At 36.7% G+C, this 22781-nt stretch carries 27 protein-coding genes; 8 read left to right on the forward strand and 19 right to left on the reverse strand.

Features of this window, described 5'->3' with window-relative positions; genetic code table 11:
* Nucleotides 1–91 precede the first annotated feature (91 nt).
* Nucleotides 92–970 carry a nuclease-related domain-containing protein gene (locus IHV11_RS11875; RefSeq protein WP_197194741.1) on the forward strand — a complete coding sequence of 293 codons (879 nt, stop codon included), beginning with the start codon at nt 92–94 and terminating at the stop codon, nt 968–970.
* Between the two features lie 12 nt (nt 971–982).
* On the opposite strand, the gene IHV11_RS11880 is transcribed toward IHV11_RS11875, so the two are convergent.
* The 4 genes from IHV11_RS11880 to IHV11_RS11895 all read right to left on the reverse strand — a co-directional run bounded on the left by IHV11_RS11880 (nt 983) and on the right by IHV11_RS11895 (nt 3166).
* Complete coding sequence (locus tag IHV11_RS11880) at nt 983–1552, reverse strand: GNAT family N-acetyltransferase (protein WP_231620237.1); 570 nt, start codon at nt 1550–1552, stop codon at nt 983–985.
* 20 nt (nt 1553–1572) lie between these two features.
* Nucleotides 1573–1686 (reverse strand): DUF1835 domain-containing protein, encoded by a 114-nt coding sequence (locus IHV11_RS11885; protein ID WP_197194742.1) that lies wholly within the window; start codon nt 1684–1686, stop codon nt 1573–1575.
* 146 nt (nt 1687–1832) lie between these two features.
* The gene (locus IHV11_RS11890; RefSeq protein ID WP_197194743.1) at nt 1833–2318 is read right to left on the reverse strand and encodes a hypothetical protein; all 486 of its coding nucleotides are present in this window, start codon (nt 2316–2318) and stop codon (nt 1833–1835) included.
* A gap of 98 nt (nt 2319–2416) precedes the next feature.
* A complete protein-coding gene (locus IHV11_RS11895) occupies nt 2417–3166 on the reverse strand; it encodes a MerR family transcriptional regulator (RefSeq protein WP_197194744.1) in 750 nt (249 codons plus the stop codon).
* A gap of 93 nt (nt 3167–3259) precedes the next feature.
* Here IHV11_RS11895 and IHV11_RS11900 point away from each other — a divergent pair, with 93 nt between their 5' ends.
* A complete protein-coding gene (locus IHV11_RS11900; RefSeq protein WP_197194745.1) occupies nt 3260–3946 on the forward strand; it encodes a CPBP family intramembrane glutamic endopeptidase in 687 nt (228 codons plus the stop codon).
* Nucleotides 3947–4021: 75 nt separating this feature from the next.
* Here the strand turns inward: IHV11_RS11900 and IHV11_RS11905 are convergent, their stop codons facing one another.
* Nucleotides 4022–4165 (reverse strand): hypothetical protein, encoded by a 144-nt coding sequence (locus tag IHV11_RS11905; RefSeq protein ID WP_197127283.1) that lies wholly within the window; start codon nt 4163–4165, stop codon nt 4022–4024.
* Nucleotides 4166–4343: 178 nt separating this feature from the next.
* Here IHV11_RS11905 and IHV11_RS11910 point away from each other — a divergent pair, with 178 nt between their 5' ends.
* Nucleotides 4344–5339, forward strand: coding sequence for a Gfo/Idh/MocA family protein (locus IHV11_RS11910; RefSeq protein ID WP_197194998.1), 996 nt, complete (start codon nt 4344–4346; stop codon nt 5337–5339).
* Nucleotides 5340–5441: 102 nt separating this feature from the next.
* Nucleotides 5442–6095, forward strand: coding sequence for a DsbA family oxidoreductase (locus IHV11_RS11915; RefSeq protein WP_370568673.1), 654 nt, complete (start codon nt 5442–5444; stop codon nt 6093–6095).
* 89 nt (nt 6096–6184) lie between these two features.
* Here IHV11_RS11915 and IHV11_RS11920 read toward each other — a convergent pair whose 3' ends face one another.
* The 4 genes from IHV11_RS11920 to pheA all read right to left on the reverse strand — a co-directional run bounded on the left by IHV11_RS11920 (nt 6185) and on the right by pheA (nt 9710).
* Entirely contained in the window at nt 6185–6856 is a 672-nt protein-coding gene (locus tag IHV11_RS11920; protein WP_197194746.1) for a permease, read from the reverse strand.
* A 63-nt stretch (nt 6857–6919) separates the two neighbouring features.
* On the reverse strand, nt 6920–7402 hold the full coding sequence (locus tag IHV11_RS11925; RefSeq protein ID WP_197194747.1) for an NUDIX hydrolase: 483 nt from the start codon (nt 7400–7402) through the stop codon (nt 6920–6922).
* A 330-nt stretch (nt 7403–7732) separates the two neighbouring features.
* A complete protein-coding gene (locus IHV11_RS11930; RefSeq protein WP_370568652.1) occupies nt 7733–8482 on the reverse strand; it encodes a hypothetical protein in 750 nt (249 codons plus the stop codon).
* Between the two features lie 403 nt (nt 8483–8885).
* The gene (gene pheA, locus IHV11_RS11935; RefSeq protein WP_197194748.1) at nt 8886–9710 is read right to left on the reverse strand and encodes a prephenate dehydratase; all 825 of its coding nucleotides are present in this window, start codon (nt 9708–9710) and stop codon (nt 8886–8888) included.
* A gap of 183 nt (nt 9711–9893) precedes the next feature.
* Between pheA and IHV11_RS11940 the strand changes: the two genes are divergently transcribed.
* The 3 genes from IHV11_RS11940 to IHV11_RS11950 all read left to right on the forward strand — a co-directional run bounded on the left by IHV11_RS11940 (nt 9894) and on the right by IHV11_RS11950 (nt 11087).
* On the forward strand, nt 9894–10346 hold the full coding sequence (locus IHV11_RS11940) for a hypothetical protein (protein WP_370568654.1): 453 nt from the start codon (nt 9894–9896) through the stop codon (nt 10344–10346).
* A gap of 138 nt (nt 10347–10484) precedes the next feature.
* The gene (locus IHV11_RS11945) at nt 10485–10781 is read left to right on the forward strand and encodes a hypothetical protein (RefSeq protein WP_197194749.1); all 297 of its coding nucleotides are present in this window, start codon (nt 10485–10487) and stop codon (nt 10779–10781) included.
* A 162-nt stretch (nt 10782–10943) separates the two neighbouring features.
* Nucleotides 10944–11087: a hypothetical protein gene (locus tag IHV11_RS11950; protein ID WP_197127278.1), complete on the forward strand. Its 144-nt coding sequence runs from the start codon at nt 10944–10946 to the stop codon at nt 11085–11087.
* A 96-nt stretch (nt 11088–11183) separates the two neighbouring features.
* Here the strand turns inward: IHV11_RS11950 and IHV11_RS11955 are convergent, their stop codons facing one another.
* The 9 genes from IHV11_RS11955 to IHV11_RS11995 form a co-directional block, all read right to left on the reverse strand.
* Nucleotides 11184–13130 (reverse strand): LTA synthase family protein, encoded by a 1947-nt coding sequence (locus IHV11_RS11955; RefSeq protein ID WP_197194750.1) that lies wholly within the window; start codon nt 13128–13130, stop codon nt 11184–11186.
* 224 nt (nt 13131–13354) lie between these two features.
* Nucleotides 13355–14812 (reverse strand): protein adenylyltransferase SelO, encoded by a 1458-nt coding sequence (locus tag IHV11_RS11960; protein ID WP_197194751.1) that lies wholly within the window; start codon nt 14810–14812, stop codon nt 13355–13357.
* 168 nt (nt 14813–14980) lie between these two features.
* The gene (locus IHV11_RS11965) at nt 14981–15232 is read right to left on the reverse strand and encodes a hypothetical protein (protein WP_197127275.1); all 252 of its coding nucleotides are present in this window, start codon (nt 15230–15232) and stop codon (nt 14981–14983) included.
* Between the two features lie 72 nt (nt 15233–15304).
* Nucleotides 15305–16027, reverse strand: a complete 723-nt coding sequence (locus IHV11_RS11970; RefSeq protein ID WP_197194752.1) for an alpha/beta fold hydrolase — start codon at nt 16025–16027, stop codon at nt 15305–15307.
* A gap of 62 nt (nt 16028–16089) precedes the next feature.
* On the reverse strand, nt 16090–16359 hold the full coding sequence (locus IHV11_RS11975) for a hypothetical protein (protein WP_197194753.1): 270 nt from the start codon (nt 16357–16359) through the stop codon (nt 16090–16092).
* Nucleotides 16360–16371: 12 nt separating this feature from the next.
* Nucleotides 16372–16866, reverse strand: a complete 495-nt coding sequence (locus tag IHV11_RS11980) for a hypothetical protein (RefSeq protein WP_197194754.1) — start codon at nt 16864–16866, stop codon at nt 16372–16374.
* 135 nt (nt 16867–17001) lie between these two features.
* Nucleotides 17002–17466, reverse strand: a complete 465-nt coding sequence (locus IHV11_RS11985; protein WP_197194755.1) for a GNAT family N-acetyltransferase — start codon at nt 17464–17466, stop codon at nt 17002–17004.
* 216 nt (nt 17467–17682) lie between these two features.
* The gene (locus IHV11_RS11990; protein WP_197194756.1) at nt 17683–18447 is read right to left on the reverse strand and encodes an SDR family NAD(P)-dependent oxidoreductase; all 765 of its coding nucleotides are present in this window, start codon (nt 18445–18447) and stop codon (nt 17683–17685) included.
* A 133-nt stretch (nt 18448–18580) separates the two neighbouring features.
* Nucleotides 18581–19069, reverse strand: coding sequence for a DinB family protein (locus tag IHV11_RS11995; RefSeq protein ID WP_197194757.1), 489 nt, complete (start codon nt 19067–19069; stop codon nt 18581–18583).
* A gap of 184 nt (nt 19070–19253) precedes the next feature.
* On the opposite strand from IHV11_RS11995, the gene IHV11_RS12000 reads away from it, so the two are divergent.
* Nucleotides 19254–20882, forward strand: coding sequence for a diguanylate cyclase domain-containing protein (locus IHV11_RS12000; protein WP_197194758.1), 1629 nt, complete (start codon nt 19254–19256; stop codon nt 20880–20882).
* A 59-nt stretch (nt 20883–20941) separates the two neighbouring features.
* Here IHV11_RS12000 and IHV11_RS12005 read toward each other — a convergent pair whose 3' ends face one another.
* Nucleotides 20942–22411, reverse strand: a complete 1470-nt coding sequence (locus IHV11_RS12005) for an aldehyde dehydrogenase family protein (RefSeq protein ID WP_197195000.1) — start codon at nt 22409–22411, stop codon at nt 20942–20944.
* Nucleotides 22412–22781: the final 370 nt, after the last annotated feature.

Below are 22781 nucleotides of genomic sequence, written 5' to 3' on the forward strand. Positions count from 1 at the left end.
TATAAAAAAACAACCGCACATCCCCTATGTCATACAAAAACTCAGCACAGTTATTGACAGATTAGAAAGCTGTCATCAAAAACGTTCAAAATTGGAAGGAAATCTGGCAAAATATATGGCTGGCCATAACGGTGAAAAATCCCTACAGTATTTTTATCGGTATCTACCAAAACAAGAGGCTGACATTATCCATAATATTCGAATTAAGCACATGGAATTCTTTTTTCAGATCGATACACTTATTATTACTTCTAAATTTCTTATTCTGTTAGAGATAAAAAACTATACAGGAGAACTGTTCTTTGATGATAAATATGGACAACTCATTCGGACCTCAAGTAAAGGAAGAGAAATCTTTGAAGACCCTATTCAACAAGTAAAAAGACAATCTTTCCATTTAACTCAGGTGCTAGAACAGCACAAAATCCCTAAGATCCCCATTGAAACATTAGTTGTTATTACTAACTCACGAACTTTTGTTGATAGTTCAGAGACATATAAAAATGCATTAAAGTTAGTAATTAAAAGCCCGATGTTACTTAGTAAGTATGAAGAATTCAATGCTCAATATAAAAAGGATGTGCTCTTGATGAAAGAAAGGAAAAAGATCAAAAAATTATTGATGAAGCTAAACGAACCATATAATCCCGATATCTTAAGCTATTATGGAATTGATAAAAGTGAGTTGATAACAGGGGTGCTTTGCTCAAAATGTAACACTCAAATGAATCGGATAAACGCTAAATGGGAGTGTGCAGCCTGTTTTCATACCTCTAAGACTGCACATGTTGGAGCATTGAGGGATTACGCTCTTATCATTTCAACGGATATAACAAATAAAGAATGTAAAGATTTTTTACATTTATCAACAAGCATGCAAGCATACTACCTGCTCAACTCACTAAACCTTCCATACACTGGAACTTCCCGCAGGACAAGAACCTATCACCTAGACTCCCTCATCACTTGATCGCTTCCTTCATCAATCAGCAGGATTGATAATAGCCATTTGTTGATGGTCTTCCCACTTTCCATTAATCTTCACGTTTTTACGTGCTAGTCCTTCTTTCTCAAAACCAGCTTTTTCTAACACTCGAATAGAACCAATGTTATGCGGCATCACACCCGCTTCTACTCGATGAAGTTTAAGTTCATCAAATGCGTATTTTACGATCAAACGTACAGCTTCTGTCGTATAGCCTTTTCCATTGTGCTTTTGATCTAAAAAGTAACCGACAAACGCACTTTGAATTGATCCGCGCATCACGGCGAACAAATTGATTGTTCCGATCAAAATCTCTCCATCTTTTGTAAAAATACCAAAATAGTAATCTAAATCTTGTTTTGCATTCTCTACTAACATTTGAATACGTTTTTGCTGATTTTCAAGGGAGTAAAAATCATCGCTGCGTTCCATAGCAAACTGACTAAAGAACTCCCGGTTCTCTAATTGAAGGTTCACCATATCCTCTGCATCCTCAACGGTCAATAACCTAATATAGATATTGTCTCCTGTTAATTTAACATTTGTTTCCACAATTTGATTCATCATACATTCTCTCCGTTTCTTATTTAAGAACCTTTTTGGCAAGGAAACCCTATAACATGTTCCTGGATTTTTTCCTTACTTAGCATCCATTTCATCGCGCCAGCCGAAGATTCTCCAAACATTATATGAACGTTCATTAGTACAACCCCTTAACTTAACCTTACCTTACAATCCATCAAGACCACCCTACACATTCTCTAGTCTACCTGTAATACCCTTTTTATTTCCAGAATTTATTACAGAATTAAAAAAGAGCTGAGTATGTTCAGCTCCTCAAACCCAATTATTTTAAATCTGTTTCTTCTAATGTAAAGTTGTTGTCTTCCGCAAACTTCTCTAATTCACTCTGACTTTTTTCGCTCATTTTTTCTGCTTCCTCAAGCATTGTATACGACTTTTCATCTAATTCTACATCTTGTTCTTCTATTGCAGTTAAACTTAATTTCATTGCTTCTGCTCTAGTCTTTATATTTTTCACAAAAAGATCTTGTGATTTCTTTAAATCGTCTAATTCATTCAAGCTTATTCCTTCAGCTTCTTTTGCCAATGCTTCATAATCGGCAATTGTGGTCTCTAGTTCTTCTTTCGCAGTAGGGTCTTGTAACATTTTTTCAAAGTCAGTTTCCACTTGTTTAGATAATTCCATATCTTTTTTTATAAGTTTATTGCGATCATCCAAATACGTATTAAAATCATCTTCGATCAACATGTTACAACCACCTAAAACGATTACACTTAGCGCTACTACCATCACCAATAACTTTTTCATATTTCTTTTCACCTCATGGATAATTTTGGAGTCTATTTCTTGATACCCTTTACCCACAGGTTATTAAACCAAAGTTTTACATTTTTATAAAACTTTGGTCATAGGTTAATCGTTTGATAACTGATAATAGCTCTATCCAAAAATTCTAAGACTTCGCTGCTAACAGGATATAAATTCAATGATTGTGATGAAGTTTCTGATTTTCTAGCGGTCCAGAATTTTCCCTCTAACTCGGTGTCTCCCTGAAACATTTCATGCGATAAGAGTAATACATCTGAAGCGATCAATTGACCATCGTCGGACGATGGTTCTCTTTTGTTTTGCAAACAGATCTCTATTCGTTTTATGATGTTCACCCATTTTGCTGTACTTGCATCCTCAAGTTTTGGGAGGGAGGTTTGAAGCATCTGTCTCTCATTATCAGAGAAGAACTTTTCCCAGGTTTGATTTCTCTCAGCGATCTTTGTATCTTCATTTGCTTGAACGAGGGAAAGGATATGCTCCCAATCCAACTCTCCCTGAAGCTCTAGGATATGTAGGAGTGTATTTATTTTTTCAGACGCTGATTGAAGCTGATTCAGCTGTGTCTGTACATCTTTTTTCTGAGCTGCAAGAATATCTTTTATCGTTACTTCACCTATTATTTTTTTTATCTCTGTTAAAGGTAGAGACAAAGATTTTAAGAGTGTAATCTTTTCTAATAGTTGCAGATCTTCTTTCGTATACATTCTTGTACCGCTATCACTCTTGATACTCGGTAAAAGCAGTCCAATTTGGTCATAGTATCGTAGTGTTCTTACCGAAACGCCATATTGTTTTGAAACCTCTCCTGTTGAAAATAAGCTCATGATTAATAAACTCTCCTTTTTCTCTTGCAGGTTACGTTACGTCACCACTTACTATTAACATATTATAACAAGTTAATCAGGAGGAACAATACAATGATAGTTACTACAGAGAGAAAATGGAATGGTCGTGAACTCATACTTTTATTGAGTCTTTGTTTAGTTGGCGTACCCATTCTATTAGAGAATGTACTTTATGATCAGTTGCTTCAATGGTTGGATAGCACATTGTACGCGGGAACATTAACTGGTTTCTGCATGGCAATCGTATTTACTTTAGGTGTTTATTGGATCGCTTTAAAACCAAACAAGTTAGGATGGCGTGCAGTGGGTATTGCACCACTCACAAAAAAAATGTGGAAAACAATTGTTCTATGGACAATACTTCTTATACTCATTAGTATCGCAATTGTCGTAGTGATGGATTTCCTCACCATAGGAACAAATAATGCTAAGACAGACAGTTTAAAGGCTGATCTTACACCATTTACATTTGTGATTGGTTTCCTATCCGCTGCTGTTGTTTCTCCTATTTATGAAGAGATTTTTTACCGTGGTTTTTTGTATACATGGTTCAGACGATGGGGTGTTAAAAAGGCGATGATTTTAAGTTCGTTCATTTTCATGATTGTGCACATACCTACGTATAACACATTGCCAGTAAACTTTGCATCAGGTCTTGTCTTTTGCTGGGTATATGAAAAGACGGGTTCCATTATTCCAGCGATCATCATTCATGGAGTTGTGAACGGAATCGGAATCTCGTTGTCTGTTTTAGGATAATCCAAAAAAATAAAACAAAAAAAGCGAAGATCCCCTAAGGTCTTCGCTTTCTTCATATTTCATATATAGCGTCTTTTATTTCGGATTCAAAGGCGTTAATTCAAATTCTGGCTTGCGCTTTTCTTGTTCAACTACAGACTGTTCTTTAAGCACGTATCGTGATACTGGCAAATCCAAAGGCTTTATCGTTTGCTGGTTATGATTGGTCATAGTAAGCATAACTCATCCCTCCTTACCAGGTTTTAACTTCTATTTACCCCGTATGTTATAGTAAGAAACCTTTTTCTACAAAAATAGTGCGACAGTCCTCATTATTTGTCTAAATCATGACTATAGGAGTAGAATACATACTATGATAAGCAACAGGTACTGCCTACAGCGTGTGAAAGGATGAGTCATCTTGAAATTTGGAGTTATTGGAACGAATTGGATTACAGAGAGCTTTATTGCTGCCGCTAAAGAAGTTAAAGGTTTTACATTGAGCGCAGTTTATTCGCGTACAGAAGAAAAAGCGAAAGAATTTGCTGAGAAGAATGGTGCTGAACATACGTTTACAGATTTAGAAAAGATGGCAGCTAGTGATGTAATTGATGCGGTGTATATTGCCAGCCCGAACTCTTTCCATGCAGAGTATGCCATCACGCTCATGAACCATGGCAAGCATGTAATATGTGAAAAACCTATGGCATCGAATGCACGAGAAGTAGAAAAAATGATCGCTGTCGCTAAAGAAAACAACGTACTGCTGATGGAAGCTATGCGTTCGACCGTGACACCGAACTTTAAGAGCATTCAAGAGAACCTGCATAAAATCGGTAAGATCCGCCGTTATTTTGCAAACTCCTGCCAGTATTCTTCCCGTTACGATAAATATAAAGAAGGCACGATTCTTAACGCTTTCAAACCTGAGTTCTCAAATGGATCGTTAATGGATATCGGAATTTATTGTTTGTATCCAATGGTCGTCCTTTTCGGAGAACCTGCAGATATTAAAGCAAACGCCTACCTGCTAGAGTCTGGCGTCGATGGTGAAGGGAGTATACTCTTAAACTATGGCGAAAGTGAAGCCGTTGTGATGTACTCCAAAATCTCAAACTCTTACGTACCTTCTGAAATTCAAGGAGAGAACGGAAGTATTTTGATCGATCATATACAGGACATGACAAAGATTGAAATCCGCTACCGTGATGGAAGTACGGAGGACATTACAGTAGAGCAGAACAAACCAAAGATGTATTACGAAGCAAAAGAATTTATCGAGCTGGTCGAACGTGGTGAACTTGAGTCTAAAGTGAACTCACATGCGAATTCACTTGCAGTAATGAAGATTATGGATGAGGCTAGAAGACAGGTTGGACTTGCTTATCCAGCTGACCGATCAAACAACGTGTAAAAATAATCGAATCCTTATATACTATAGGTGAAATAATAAATTGGGGGGATACCTATGTTGCACATTGAAATGTGGACAGACTTTGCTTGACCATTCTGCTATATTGGCAAAAAGCGTCTGGAGGACGCTATTAAAAAGATAAATCATCCTGTTGAAGTAACGTATCGCTGCTTCGAACTGGATCCTACAATGGAACGTGACGTTAACGAAAACATCTATGAAAAATTATCTAAAAAGTATGGCATGAGTATTGACGCCGCTAAAGCAAACACGCAAAACGTGATACAAATGGCAAAGGATTCCGGACTAGAGTATCACATGGATACGATGATTCTAACCAATACCTTTGATGCTCACCGTTTGACGATGCTTGCTAAAAAAGAAGGTAAGATGCAGGAGATGACAGAACGCATCTTATATGCCTTTTTTACAGAATCCAAACATATTGGAGATCATGAAACATTAGCAAATCTTGCAGAAGATGTTGGTTTAAATAGAGAAGCTGTCAGACAGATGCTTTCAAGCGATAAGTTGTCTGATGAGGTTAGAGCTGATGAAGAAACAGCAAAAGCTTATGGAGTAACAGGTGTACCCTTCTATCTCATCGACAAAAAATATGCGCTTACTGGTGCACAGCCGACAGATGTTTTTGTACAAGCGTTGAACAAAATCATAGCTGAAAACAAAATCACGATACTAAACAATGAAGATGGAATGAGCTGCGACGATGATGGCTGTGAAATTCCCAAGAAATAGCAGAGCATTAGTATGGCAAATCGCATATTAGAAAAACGCAGAGGGATTAGTATCCTCTGCGTTTTTTCACTAAAGCCATAATTCCTTAATTATATAAACCTCTTTAAATATTCACCGAATATTTTGTTCATCACTTTGGGAGTATTTTCAAAATAAACATTAATCTGTTCCTTGTTTGATACGAATTTATCAGAGTTTCTTTCATCTGTTGGAAAATCAGATATACCTTTGATAATAATACATTCAACGTCATTCTTCTTACAGATATAAGCAATTGCACTCGCTTCTGTATCGGCGATTGTTATTTGATTTTCTTTAAGCTCTAAATAGTCCTTCCACATAACGACTGCTTTATCAGCTGTGCCAATTATTCCCGTGTTAAAATCATTTCCGTATTTCGATAAATCAATATCAACGATGAAGGATTGCTTAATAAAAGGTTCAACTTCTTTTACTGTACAATCATATTGAACGGCTTTATCGGGTACGAAGATATCCAAATTACTAAACGCATCGTCTATGCCTGCACATGTTCCAGCTACGATTACCTTCGTTAAGTTGAATCTTGAAATCATATACTGATTACCACCAACACCATTTACTTTCCTTACACCTGTACGATAAAAAACAAGTTCGGAATCATTCATTATTCTCATGAAATACTCGCCATAAGGATATTCGAAGCGTTCTGTCTCTTTTATGCTGAAATATTCTAAGGTCGCTTCATATTCCCACTTCGTCGCTATACTTATTCCTATCATCAAACTTATCCCCTATAACGCTTAAGATTAAAAAGCCTTTTACATCTGAGCCAAAATCTAGATTTATACGCTTCTCTCGACCTTCAATTCAAAATTAGGTTTGGTCACATATTCCTTGTAGATAACTTTTCCTTCATTTTTTAAGTAATCACTAAAACGTGTCAGATATGCCTCTCCTGTTAACATGCCTAAAACATCTTCTTTTGGCACCCACCGGCTATCTGTCGTTTCATCAGACACCCCTAGTTCCCCGCCAATCGGTTTACACACAAAATCAAACATCACTTTCGTTGGAACGTTCGTGACTCCATCATGCCATGTATATTGTGCCGTGTTCGAGTACACACCCGAGAGATATGAAACGGTAGTATCAATACCGCTCTCTTCCTTTATTTCACGAACCAATGCGTCGATTAAATTTTCTCCTGCTTCTACTTGTCCTCCAGGAAACACCCAGCCGTTATGTATCGTTTTTACTAATAATACATTCCCTTTACCATCTTCCACATATCCTGCCACTGCCACAATATGAGTTGGCATTATCATCACTATGACCTCCAATAAATAGATTTCTATTACCCTATTTCATCATAGGTTCAATTAGAAGTTATTCCCATGATTTCGTGATGATAGGTCGATGATAAGACGGCCATATTTAATCATTTTTCAAAATCAACGCTTACATAAATGAATGAAAAAAGAAAAAGCAAAGCTTCGATGATATTTGTAGCAAGTTTTATTGTGGGATTAAAAGAAAGATCAAATATGATATGCACTACACAATATAAACCTGTAACAATGATTAGAACTAGCAGGACAGGTTTGTTAATTATCGCCTTAAATTTTATTTTATTCACTTCCCTATTAAACAACTTATCAATACCTGCACAACGCTTCATTTAAAAAGTCTTTCCGATAGCCGCTTTTCTGATGAATGACTTCCACCCAATGTTCAATTGAATCGGTTTGATCTCCCTTAATCAAGCCTTCACTCGTACTTAAAAAACTTTCCCAATCGAAGAACTCCCAGTGTGCAGTCTCATCTTTATAAGGTACTCTACATTCAAAGAGAGGCTTTGGATATATAAGATTCTGCGAATATTCAGCTCCTCTTAAGAAGATATCAGTATCAATAGGAGTCAGATCAAATATTTGATTTGAAACTTTGCCATTTGGTCTATGATAAAGGATTTCAATCTGGTTTTGATTTCTAGACTGGACTTGGATTTCAGCCGCAGGAAAGAACCCTTTTAACTTTTCATTTGAAAAGTCTTTACTATTTGTTTCAACGAGGATGGGCTCCAGCCACTGATCACCTAAATCACACAAATAGCGGTTACCATTCTCGTCTAATGCCACAACAGCTACATGTGCTTCATCGGAATGAAACTTTGAACCAATTGGATAGGCTTTGATTCTATCTTGTTTACATTCATCTAATAACCATAGTGCTAGATCAAAGCAGTTTCCCGTATTGCCGTATTGAATCCTATGCTCTTTCATCAACGAGACGTCTCTTTGTTTTTTTGCCGTTTCCTTATGGAAGTACCAAGCCTTCGTTAAGGTTTCCATAGGAAAAGAATCGAACTTCTTCCACGTTTCAAGAATATGATGTGTTGGATACACCTAAAATCCCCCCTTACACTCATACTATATATTTACAATTAAGTATATCATCATCAATTAGCACCGTTAACATGTTAAGGAGGTTATGAATTGGAAAGCGTTATTTTTGTCAGTGAACTATTTTTATTTACCTCGTTTATACTTATTCTCTTTCTAAGAAAACACACTTCTAAAAACGTATGTACGACTCTATTCCTTTACCTAATCGGAGCACTCCCCCTTATTATTGCAGGTTTGACTAGTCCTCGGGATAATCTTAGTACACCTTTAGGACTCGGCCTTTCGTTGATTTACACATGGCTTATCGTAGGGATCGCTATGCTTTACTGCATTGTATTATTACTGAAAACAAAATAAGTGACCAAATAAAAAGAGCCCCCACATTCTCGGAGCTCTTTCCCAGTTATAGCTTTGTAGTTCTGTAGCTTCCCAATACTCGTACATCATGTCCGAAGGCTTCAAGTATCGTAATTGCTTTGTTCATTTTCTCTTCATGAAAACCATTTTGAGCTTCTACAAAAAAATGATACGTCCCAAGCTGCTTTTTCGTGGGTCTCGATTCAATCCACGTTAAGTTGATAGATAGCGCCGTAAATACGTTCAATATGGATGAAAGGACACCCGAATAATCTGATGTTGGTGAAATCAACAACATCGTTTTTGTGTTCTCGGGGTGAATTTCTTTATTCTCCTTGCTGATCACAACAAAGCGCGTATGGTTATTGCTGTTGTCTTGAATCCCACTTTTAATGATTTCTAGATCAAAGACTTCGGCAGCATATTTGGATGCAATGGCGGCAACATCTTTTCTTTCTTGATTGTTAACAGCTTGTGCCGCTGCAGATGTGCTATCATAATGCTTGCTCTTTACTTTTGCTTCTCGAATAAAATCTCTACACTGCGCGAGAGCAGGAACGATTGACCATACTTCACGTATCTCTTCTAAATGAGCTCCTTTTAATGCCAGAAGGTGCAAGGAAACGGGAAAGATGATCTCAGCTTCTACAAAGAGATCATGTCTCAACAATCCGTCTGCCGTAATATTAATCGTGCCTTCAATTGAGTTTTCAATGGGTACGATCCCTTTATCTGCTATACCCTCTTCTACGGCTTCAAGTACATCTACAATAGAATCACATTTATGCCATTCATTCTCTTGATCTGCAAAATAACGAAAGGCAGCTTCTTCCGAGAAACTTCCCTGTGGACCTAAGTATGCAACTTTCATGAATTTGATAACGCCTGCCTTTAGTTTTTCATATCAGTATACAACGATTAAGGACGTACACCAACCTTTTTTCACTAAAAGATTTGTCTTATTTAACTTCAACGACGATACTGCTGAATCTTTTCCCTCAATTTTCTTGTTTTTTGTACTGTTGTACAAGCCATTTTCACCAAGAACCATATATTGAAACAGAGGGGAGGTGATTACTTGGCTAAATTTCTTGATTTAAGAACAAGTCAAAATGCAAGTTACTCTAACTCGATTGCCCAACCGATTACTGTAGCAGGTGCTCCCCAATTATTCGGAAGAATCGGTTTAGGTACAGTTGGAGCTGGCCCTAATATTAGGGTGCTCTTACAAGGTGCCGTTTCGCTGCAGCTGCCATTACTTCCTGCCGTCACTACGATAACGATTCAAGTCGTGCGGGGTACAAGCCCAAACTCTCCTCTAGTTTATTCTGCCAGTGAAAATATGGACTTAAATATTTTAGGACCACAGACTTTTGCATTTAACGCGCTTGATTTTAATCCTCCAGCGGATATTCAACAAACATATTCAGCTTATATTTCAGTAAGTTTAGTTGGCGTTGTCCGAGTAGGACCTGAAAGCTTCTCTGGGGTTGCGGTAAGCGATTAACGATATAGAAACAACCTTCTTTGCGAAGGTTGTTTTTTTACAAGAATTATTGAAACAGAGAGCCCCATTATTCCAGAACAACATTGTAAGTTAAATTATCTAAACTTTAGACGTACCATCAAGCAACGAGTGCAGAGAATGTACGAATGGTTTAGAAAGAGCTCTTCTATATTATTTATTAGATGGTCGCTTATTGATATCGATGAAGAGCAACTGAAAAAAGAAACTGCTGAATTAGAGATGGTATTATCCACATGTGTAAAAGGTGATTTTATCATTCTAATGATTTATCCTACAGACAAGGTAGGACAACTAACAGAAGTAAATTGGGGTATGAAGCATGTGTGTGTCATTTATGTACCTGTAAAAATAGATCCCATTACACATAATGATACTTGGGACCATTTATTAAATGGCGTATCAATAAAATATTAATTCTACAATATGGGTGTGCAAGTTTATTCTAACGCTATCCAGGTTTTTCTTAATATATTTATAAAATTTAATAAAAAGTTTACAGTAGAAGGTTTCCTAGTTAATCACTATGTGCTACGCTCTTATATAGGATAATATAACTAGACTAGGATGTTTTTAAAGATGTGTGATGACCAAATAGCAATAAAAATAATAAAAAAATTAGGTCTATTGTTTGAAGAATATAAATGCTGTAAATGTGAAAAACACAAACAAAAGTTAGTACGCGATATTCAGCTTTTGGGTGAAAAACTAGAAGAAATTTAAGACTGTTCTATAAATGAAGCTTAACATTTATACATGTTGAGCTTCTTGTCTTTTTAAAGCAAAAAAGCCATCCAAAATCTGGACGGCTTTTTTATGTTAGTCGTTTGTTTCACTTTTAGGTTTTTCTTCTTCTTTGATGTTGTAATCATATTTAGAAGGATCAACTGGCTTGAACCCTTTTACTTTATGGAATCGAAGCAAGTCACCGTAAACGGTTCGGTCAGATAGGTCCAACTTCGTCTCTGCTTCTTTTTCGATGGCTTTAATTTCTTTTGTTTCCTTAACAGACTCACCGGATTTAGAGTCGTAATATTTGCCATCAATTCCGGTTACAGTAGGTGAAACAAAATCTCCATTACGCAACGGAAGGACTTGGTCATGATTCTTAGACAATAGATCAGTACCAAACTGAATGTACTCTTTCGTATCCATTCCTAACAAATGCATTAGCGTTGGACGAATGTCGATCTGACCTCCAACTTTATCAATGGTTCCACCTTTTAAACCTGGTGCATGAATAAATAATGGTACCTTTTGAAGTTGTGTGTTCTCAAAAGGTGTAATCTCTTTTCCGAGTACTTTTTCCATTGATTTATTACGTGTTTCGGCAATCCCGTAATGGTCACCATACATCACGACCATAGTGTTATCATATAATCCCGCTTCTTTTAAGTCCGTAAAGAACTGTTGAAGAGCTTCGTCCATATATCTTGCCGTTTGGAAATAACGGTCTACCGTTCCATCTCCTGTTGTGTGAGGCTCAATCGTAGCTTCCTCTTCTGTGATCGGATAAGGGAAATGGTTCGATAGTGTAATGAATTTAGAGTAGAACGGCTGCTTTAACGATTTAAGCATCGGCATAGATTCTTCAAAGAACGGCTTATCTTTTAGACCATAATTCTCAACATCTTCCTCGTTCATATCGTAATGTTCTGCATCAAAGAACTTTTGATAACCAAAGCGCTTATAGATCACATCTCGATTCCAGAACGACTTGTAGTTACCATGGAAGACAGCTGTTGAATAACCTTGTTGCTCCATAATGGCTGGTGCTGCTTGATAAGTGTTTTCGCCTTTTGTTGTAAACGCTGTTCCTTGTGGTAATCCATATAACGAGTTCTCAATCATAAACTCAGCATCAGCTGTTTTACCTTGTGATGTTTGATGATAAAAATTGTTAAAATACAACGTGTTTTTATCTTGTGTTAACGAGTTTAAGAAAGGTGTTACTTCTTGTCCGTTCAATTTGTAATTAATCGCAAAATTTTGCAGCGACTCTAAGTGAAGATAGATGACGTTCATGCCTTTTGCTTTTCCGAAATATTCCGGATTAGGTTCAGCATAATTAGCCTTCACATAGTTCTCTACTTCTGTAACATCATCTGTGTCTGCAAGTGCACGCTGTGCGGAAGATTTCGAGCTTAGTACAGCATCATAGAGCGTGTAGTTATACATCCCTAAGTATTTTACGATATAGTTTCGGTCAAACGTTCTAATCAACAACTGCGGGCGATCCATCTCCGCTAACAATAAGTTTGCAGATAATGCAATAACTGCAGCTAGACCAACCGTTAAGATACTTTTTCGTTTTACTCTGATTGGTTCTGGATTAATTTTCTTTGTTAAAACTAATACTAACAGTACAACGATATCTAGAAAGAACAGTATGTCATACGGATTGAAAAGTGCTCCAATACTGTTTCCAATCGTTCCAGCATTTTTTGTCTGCGTTAAAGTTGGCAGCGTGATAAAATCTGTGAAAAAACGGTAATAAAGCATATTTGCAAATAACATTAAGGTCATTGCCGTATTGATGATAATCATCCAAACGTATGATTTTCTACCTTTTGCAAACAAGGCAAATCCTACAAATAAGAGTGCTGAGCCAATTGGGTTGATAAACAAGATGAATTCTTGAAATCCACCTTCGACTCCCAGATTAAATTCCGTTTTATAAGCGGCATAAGATTTAATCCAAACTAAAACAACTGTAAGCAGGAAAAATCCCATATGTTTGTTCAATATTTGTTTTTGGTTAATCATTCTCTCACCTCTAAAGTTTCGGTAACCAATCTATCATTCTAGTTTATTTTTAGTTCATTATCAATTACTTTCGTGGAAAACAATATAAAAAATAGTACACCTTATTAACTAAAAAGTCAACGAAACATACCTTCCTTTATTTCCATGAGATATTATGCATACCAGAAAAAGCTACTCTTCTGAGCAGCTTTTTATCTATATGTTCTTCATTTTTTTTTATGTGATCATGTCCCACAAAATGTTCGGTACGGTCCTTCTGTTTCAGGTGGTAGTTGCGTGTATTCTTCTTGATCTGGTAAATAATCGTAAGGCATAGATAAGACATGATGAAGTCTTTCCAGTACGCTGTAATCACCATTTTCAGCTGCTTGAATAGCCTCTTCCACTCTATGATTTCTTGGAATGATGGATGGATTGTTGTTTCGCATCAACTGCAATGTTTCTTCCTTGGACTTTGGTTGTCTCGTTTTTCTTTCTTCCCACTTTTGATGCCAAGTCTTAAAATCTTCCCCTTCAAAAAGATCAGAACAATCTTTGTTGCCAAGCGTTAAGGAACGGAATGTATTCGTATAGTCTGCTTTATGATGAGCCATGAGTGAAAGTAATTCTTCTATCAGAGATAGATCTTCTTTCTCTTCATTATATAGTCCAAGCTTTGATCGCATTCCTCTAAAATAGTTACCATGATACAGATCAGAAAAACCATATAGAACTTCTTGTGCCAATTCAACCGCTTTTTCTTGATCATCATGTAAGAGTGGCAATAAGGTTTCAGCAAATCGAGCGAGATTCCAACCAGCTATTCGAGGCTGGTTAGCGTAAGCATAACGCCCTTCTCTATCAATTGAACTGAAAACAGTTAGTGGATCATATTTGTCCATGAATGCACAAGGGCCATAATCAATCGTTTCTCCGCTGATTGTCATATTGTCGGTGTTCATAACACCGTGGATAAAACCAACGAGCTGCCACTTCGAAATTAAATACGCCTGCTGTTCAATCACTTTTTTGAGCAAGCTCAAATATGGATTTCCGTCACTTTCCACTTCAGGATAATGACGCTTCAAACTATAATCTGCTAACTCTTTCAATTCATCGAGTGTTCCCCATTTTGATGCAAACTCAAACGTACCCACTCGTAGATGGCTTGACGCTACCCTGGTCATGATTGCTCCTGAAAGAGCCTTTTCACGCATGATTGATTCACCAGTCGTCACAACCGCTAGACTTCGGGTCGTTGGAATGCCTAATGCGTGCATCGCTTCACTCACAATATATTCACGAAGCATCGGACCAAGAGCTGCCCGTCCGTCTCCTCCTCTAGAATAGGGAGTCTTTCCTGTACCCTTTAGTTGAATGTCAAAACGTTTCCCATCAGGAGTGATCTGCTCTCCTACCATTAATGCTCGTCCATCACCTAACATATTAAAATAACCAAACTGATGTCCCGCATAGGCTTGCGCTATAGAAGATCCACCTTCCGGAAGCTCGTTACCTGCAAATACGTTTACAGCATCTTCATCTCGAAGGAATTCTGCGTTCAATCCAAGAGACATAGCCACCGATTCATTAAGCACAACTAATTTTGGTGAAACAACTGGATTTGGGTCGATGATAGAGAAAAATTTATCTGGAAGTTCAGCATAACTGTTATCTAAATTCCACCCTTTTACTTTCGTCATGAGAAGAACACCTTCTTTTATATGATTATATCCTTGATTTCTAATTCCACCTTAACATATTAGATCTGTCTTTGTTTGTTATCTGTATATTACTCTGATTAGAAAGTAATTGATCATAAGAAAACTCGGAAAAATTTAATCCGAGTTCTGTCTAAATGATATCATTCCTTAAGCACTTAGTTTTTTCATAATAGCTGATGGATTAGAAGTAAACAAAATATAGGTTTGTTTTTTTGTCTCAATAAAAACCCGATCTGTCATTCCATACGGGAAACCAATACGGATAGCTTCCTTATTTTCTCCACCATATGTATCGTCTAATCCTACATTAAGAATTTCATCGGCAGGAATCTCTACCCTTAATAGCTGCCATCGAATAATAAAGTTGTTATCTATCTTTTTTACACTAACCTCAATCATTACTCTCCACCCCGATTTTTTGTCTTATTATTTAATACGTTATAGGTGATGGAAAGTTTCGGTAATCGTTATCTAAAGCTGAATGATTATATGTTTATTTAAGAATAATTCTAAAATCTTTGTATATATTTCTGGTTGCTCTGAATGCACTAAATGAGATGCGTAAGGGATGATTGAAACATGAACATGTTTATTTAACTTTGGATAGATAATTGCCCCTTTTGTTTCATTAACATTACCTTCTCCAACTAAAAATAAAATAGGTAGACTCATCTCTTTCAATCCACTAGTTTCTTTAAAAGGATACCAATCTTCTTTTCTACCCATAAGAATAAACTGCTTCCATCCTTCACCATGGAGATTATTAAAATAATCGATTATTTCTTGATTCTCTAAGATACTCGATTGATTTTCTACGTCTTTTTGATGTAGTTCTAACCAGTTAGAAGGCTTTTCTGGTAAAACACCTGAAATTGTTAATGACTGAACTTTATGGGGATAATTTTGTGAAAGAATCAAACCCACTAATGCACCTAGCGAGCAACCAACTATGTGCGCTTTTTTTATTTGTAAATGTTCCATTGTTTCTAGGAGGTCAGTGGCAGAGTCTTGAAAGAAATTAGAACAATCATTTGTATATGACTTTCCATGACCTCTTAAATCAGGTTTAATTACTTTATAGTTGTTTTTAAAATATTCACTTTGGTATTCATAATCTGTATTACCTGTTTGTAAACCTGTATGCAGGAAGATTACAGGTTCTCCAATTCCTATAACTTCAGTATGTAAAATCATTTAGTCCCCCATAGTTTGAGAATTCTTGAGATAACTTATTACTTTTTTTACAAATGTCTCACTTAATTTCCGAATCCACCATTACGCCAAGCTAATCCGACCAACTCCATAAGTAAAAGAGGAACTGCGAGAATGAGTGCTGCTGTAATTGCCAATCCCCGAATACCGATCTTTTTAGGTGACCGAAATGCAAAATACATGGCAGAGAGTACTCCTACCCACAAGATAAACCGCAAATACTCTATAGAAAAGGCATATGTTTGTATAAAAAGAAAGAAAGCGACTGTAGAAGCACTTAAGAGTAACGAAATATAACTGTATTTTTCACTCAAAATAAACACCTCCTAATAGTCCATCGAATTTGCTGATTTCAAAAGATCCTCCATCTTAAATTCAGAACCCATTAACATCATCCCGTAATAAACATCGTCTTTCCTCCAACGAATGGCTATAACTTCAGATGATTCAGCTTCAATAACAACCTCAGTTCCATCTTTCAATTTTGTTGTCTTCTTCTCACCTTCATCATTAAAAGTTGCCTTTTTATTTTGAAACGTGGTTACATGAAGGACAGAACCTTTTTCATTACCATAAATAAATTCAGTGTGTAAGATATCCCCTTTTGGATCTCCCGCCGGTTCTGCAGCATATGTTAATTGGACATCTTTTGGCTGAAAAGGAAGTTTTTCTGGAGCTGCCATTTTATTCTGCACCTCTGTCGACATTTGCTCTATCTCTTTCTTTACACTCGGATAATTCATTTTCAGCTTTTCTACGGCTCCTTTTTCACTGCAAGCTGCCAACATGATTAAAAGTAAAAAGCCAAGTATTTTTTTCATACAATCACCTCTAATTCTCTATATTCTCCTTCTGGAATTTAATTCCTGTTACTGTAAATCACATTTATTAGAATGAAAAAAGCTCAGAGTCACCATGACCCTAAGCTTTACCACAAACCTATATTTAATAATGTTCTATAAGATGAATTCCATTGATATTCTTGTATTTTTATACCCTAATTTCTTATATAACTGATAAGCGGCTTCATTTTCCCCAAAAACACTTAACCCAATAGAGTCTATACCTGACTGTTTTAACATACTTTGAAGCTTTTCTAATGTACCTTTTCCGTATCCTTTTCTTCTATAGAGCTCGTCTATGAAAATATGATACACGTAGGCTTGATTGATTTCTGGTATCAATCCATACCAGAGGATTCCTACTTTTTCATTGGTTTTGGAGTCTTTAATTTTGTATAAATACTGACCTTCAGTAAACAACCCATCTTTCCATAGGTCCTTCATCATCATTTCTGATTCTTCTAATGCTGACTGTAACGATAGGTTAAAGTTCTTAGTGATTTCAAGGGCATAATCTGAAATCATGAATGTTTGATATTCCTTAAATTCTTGCTCAGTTAGTAGGTTTAAATGAATCATGCTATCTCTCCATTCTATTTTTTTATCATTAGAAGGGAGTAAACAGAGACATCATTCATAGAGAATCGGTGAAAATAAACATTAACCCTTCATGAATAAACATCTTTGTCTACTCATGAGACCATGTTACACAATTTGTATGTGACATTCTTATATGCTCCTTTAGCTTTCATATTCCAATAGAGTTAATTTTAACATAAAAACCCAATAAATGACTCAGTCCATTATTGAACCGCACGTTACATTCATAACGGCACCCGTTATTGCGCTTGCTCGGTCAGAAGCAATAAATACTGCTGCATCTGCAACTTCCTTTAATTTTGGAAGACGTCCTAGTGCTGTTCCTTCCTCCATATACGCCTGAATCTCATTATAATCTGGTTTCCATGTTTCTGGAATAGCGTCTGATCTTATAGCTACGACACGAATGCCTTTTGAACCGAGCTCACCGGCTAAGCTACGTGTATATCCTTCAATGGCTGAACATGCGGACGCAAAACCTCCTGTTAAATGATAGGTTCGGTCTCTGCCTGACAATGCTGCAGTTGAAGCAGAGAGAGTTAGGATAACCCCTGATTTTTGGTTGATCATATGCTTTGCCGCTGCAGTACTTGTTAGAAAATGAGTTTGGACACCTGTTAGAATAGGAGTCATAAAGTCTTCCTTTGACATTTCAATTAGTGGAGTTCCTTGAAGGTCCCCACGTATTCCTATTGCATTAAAGGAAATATCTATTTGTCCCACATGTCGAACGATTCGATCCAGATGTCCTACTATTTCATTTTGATTCAGAGCATCTACTTTTGTAACTTTTGCTTTGCCTCCAGCATTTGTTATCTCATCTGCTACAATTTGAAGTGAATCCATAGATCTTCCTGCCAGAAATACAGAAGCTCCTTCTTCTGCAAAAGCGCGTGCAACAGCACCGCCAATTGCACCACCAGCACCATAAACGACTGCGATTTTGTTTTTCAACAACATCTTCAGTCCTCCTTTTTTCATTCTTTCAATCAGTATTGCACCTAAACCGAAACTTTCATTCTTGTTATCCTCATTTCATTCAATAAAAAAAGTACATCCTCCTCCTTGGAGAATGTACTGACCGTTATCTATTTTAAAGACTTAACTTTTCTTTCACTTCTTTAATTTGAAGGATATGTCGTTGTTCATGGTAGGCCACAAATGGAATCCATTGTTTTAAACTTATGTCACCGAAGATAGGATGGGGATAGCCTTTTGCTTCTAAATCTTTTGCATCAGCAGTCTTCTCGATATCTAGTAAATTTTTATGCGTCGCAGCCAATTTCATTTTTAGCTCTTCAATAGATGCACATTCTGAAGTTGGCACTGCAAATTCTGGAGCATCTACCTTAATATCTCTATTGATTGTTGCTTCGATCGGCTTCTTGTCTGCGTTTACCACTTTACCATTTTGGAGTTGATGGTTAATGTTTCTTGCGATTCCACCTTCCATTAAATATAGATGTTCCAAAATTTGCTTAATGGACCATTCATTTTCCGAAGGTTTTTGATTTAGATTTTCGTCATTTATTCCTTCCACTTCTGCAAACAAATCTTGGCGTATCTTATCATTAATTAGCATCTCATCATCACCTTTAATGTATATGACTTGTCCTCGTAGTGTAGCATAATCAACTGCCATAATTCTCGTTTGAGAACTTTATCTAATCGTTTATCTAATAGATTCCTAATCATTTCAATACTTGTTCCGATATAACAAAGGGTTCTTGATGAAATAAATTTAATTATTATAGGAGTCACGTTTTATGTCTATCAAAATTCAAACGTATCTGTCCGTGAGCATCTCATTGATCATATTAGCCACATCATTATTTCTTAGTATCTTTATCAGTGATAAATCTAGCGAATTATTAGAAAAAGAAATAGGTAATTCTTTAGCTTCTTCAGCTTTTCAACTATCCCACAACCTTGATTCTTTTATGTGGTCCAGATACCAGGAACTACAAGTTTTGAGTGAACAGGAAGTTCTGAAAGACCCAAGAAGAATAAATGAAGCACAATTTCTGATCGATCAGCTTCAAAATAAAATTCCCTCCTTCTCTTGGGTTGGAATAACGAATCAACAAGGAGTCATTCAAGCTTCAACAAAGAAACTTCTCATCAACCAAGATATATCTGCTCGTCCCGTTTTTCAAAAAGCAACTGAACAGCCTTTTATCGGTGATGTTCATGATGCACTTTTGTTATCCAAACTGATTCCAACCAAGGATGGTTCACCCTTACAATTAGTTGATATCAGTACACCATTAACAGATAAAAATGGTGTTTTCCAAGGTGTGTTAGCCGCCCATCTCAGCTGGGAATGGTCTAAAGAAGTGGAAGCCGCGATTCTAAAGCCCATAAAAGAGCAGAAAAAAGATGTGGAAGTGTACATAATCAGTAAAGAAGATACAGTATTATTAGGCCATAAAAATGATCTAGGTAAAAAAATAAAGATAAGTGATCTCGATAATAAAGGAAAGAGAAACGAGTGGAATTTTGTACGTTGGCCAGATGGAAAAGAGTATGTGACAGGCTATGCTTTTGGCGACGGATATCAAAATTATCCAGGATTAGGCTGGACGGTTGTCATTCGTCAATCAGAACAAGCGGCTTATGCATCCGTCCAATATCTGCAAACATTCATTTTAGTCTGTGGTATTGTGATTTCTCTACTTATGGCTGTAATAGGATGGTTTATCACTAAGAGAGTTTCTCGTCCTCTTTTTGACTTGGCTATTTCCGCTGACAAGTTGAAAGATGGTGAGATCGTAGAGATTCCTTTGTTGCGAGGAATCAAAGATATAGAAGTTCTAAGTTCTTCTTTTAGAAGCTTAATCTCATCATTAAAACAAACAGAAAAACAGTTAGACAAGATGGAGAACATGGCACATACCGACTATCTGACAAGTATGCCGAATCGGTTAGCTCTTTTAGAGTACATGAATTCAGTTCGCTTTGATTGTTCTAATGGTAGCTATGGGGTGCTTTATTTGGACCTGGACGGTTTTAAATCAATCAATGATTCACATGGACATCATGCAGGAGATCTACTTTTAATAGAAGTTGGTAAGCGTATCATTGATTCATTAATAAAGAAGGAACATTTTGCAGCACGTTTGGGTGGAGATGAATTTGTAGTTGTACTTCCGATTCAGGAGAATTATCTGAATGAAATAACCGAGATCTCACAATTCCTCATAGACACTCTTAACCGACCATTTTTTATTCAGGAACATTCTATAAAAATTGGATGCAGCATGGGATCAGCTGAATGGGTAGCTCAGGACGTTTCACCACAAACCATACTTGAATATGCAGATGAGGCACTATACGTTTCAAAGAACACGGGTAAAAATAAGTTGAGTTTTTACCCATTTCGAAAAACATCATAAAATTGCTTCAAATAAAGAAAGCATCCGAATGTAGACATCCGGATGCTTTTTGTACTTATTTACTTTAATTGGCTAATGAAAGGTCCATAATTTCTTGGATTACGTTGCACAGATAACCATTTTAGAGTAGTGAATTCTTCTAACACCCACTCACCATTAAATCGACCAAGTCCTGAATCTTTTTCTCCACCAAATGGCATGTGAGGTTCATCGTTAACAGATTGGTCATTGATGTGAATCATACCTGTATGAATGTCATGAGCTATGTTTGTTGCATGTTCAATGTTTTTAGAATGAACGGCTCCGCTCAGTCCGTACGGATAAGCATTTGCCATTTGAACAACGTCTTCATCCTTTTCAAACGGAATAAGAATAGCTACTGGTCCAAAAATTTCATTCTTCGCTAAAGGCATTTCGTTATTCACATCTGTTATTACAGTAGGTTCTAAAACATTTCCGTCGGCATCTCCACCAATACGAATCTTCGCACCTTGTGAAACACTGTCTTCAATATCTTTTAAGATTCGATCAACTTGGTCTCTATTGATTAATGGACCAACGTTCGTATCTTTTTTGGACGGGTCACCAAATTTTAGGTTTTTTGCACGTTGAACAAAGGTTTCTGCAAATTCTTCATAAATATCTTGATGAACAAAGATACGATTGATTGCCATACATATTTGCCCTTGGTGATAGAACTTTCCAAACAGGGCTGAATCTACTGCTTGATCAATGTCTGCTTCTTTTAACGCGATAAATACGTTATTACCGCCTAATTCAAGAGCAGATTTCTTTAAGTTCTTACCAGCAAGTTCACCGATGTGTCTGCCGACTTCCGTTGAACCTGTAAACGAGATCAGACGCGGAGTTGGATGTGTAACAATTTCATCCCCAATTTCTGAACCGCGTCCTACAATAACGTTTATCAGACCTTTTGGAAGGCCAGCCGCTTCAAAAATACTCGCAAAGATTAATCCACCTGTTACCGGTGTGTCTGTAGCTGGTTTAATTACGACAGCATTTCCAGTCGCGATAGCAGGTGCGATGGATCGAATAGCCAGATGGAACGGAAAATTCCAAGGACTGATAATTCCAATTACACCTAATGGATTACGGTACACTCTATTTTCCTTCCCTGCTGTTTGTGATGGAAGAATCTTTCCTTCCATACGATAAGGATATGTTGTTGATTCTTTTAAAATATTGATAGATGCCCGAAATTCTGAGATAGCTTTCATATACGTTGAGCCTGATTCTTTGATGATCCAATCAATAATAAGCTCCTCATTCTCTTGCATAACGTCAGCTACTTTTTCTAAAACAGCACGCTTGTTTTGTGGAAGTTCGTTTGCCCATTCAGCTTGAGCAATTCTCGCCGCTTCATAAGCTTCGTCCAAGTCTTCTTTCGTCGCAGCTTGAATCGTAACAAGCTCCTCATCTGTGAACGGATTTGTGTTTTTCATGAAGCTATCACTGCTTCCTTTTCTCCATTCGCCGTTAATATATATATTTGAAAAATCGGTGTTCATTTTATTCATCTTCATTTCCACTCCTTTTACTTACAAAAGATTAGTTAAGACCTTACTCCTATTTTTAGACGATGTAAATCAATCTGCTTATTACTTTACCCAAATACATATAGATACTACACATGACTAGTTGATCTAAAGTGTTTTACGGTACGTGTTTTTATATTTGTTACACGTTCTCCGATAAAAGGAGTGTAATCACCTAAGAATTATTTTGAGCACCGGTAAACACTTAACTTTCACTGATAATGTTAACCTATTCACCTGAGATCAAGGCACCTTCACCTGTAAATATACTGTTTAATGTTGCAGGCGTACTCAGCTACTACATTCTGGTCCTAATTCTTAAAGAAAAAGAAAAAACCGACAC

It is taken from the genome of Fictibacillus sp. 26RED30 (assembly GCF_015903845.1).
Lineage (GTDB): Bacteria > Bacillota > Bacilli > Bacillales > Fictibacillaceae > Fictibacillus > Fictibacillus phosphorivorans.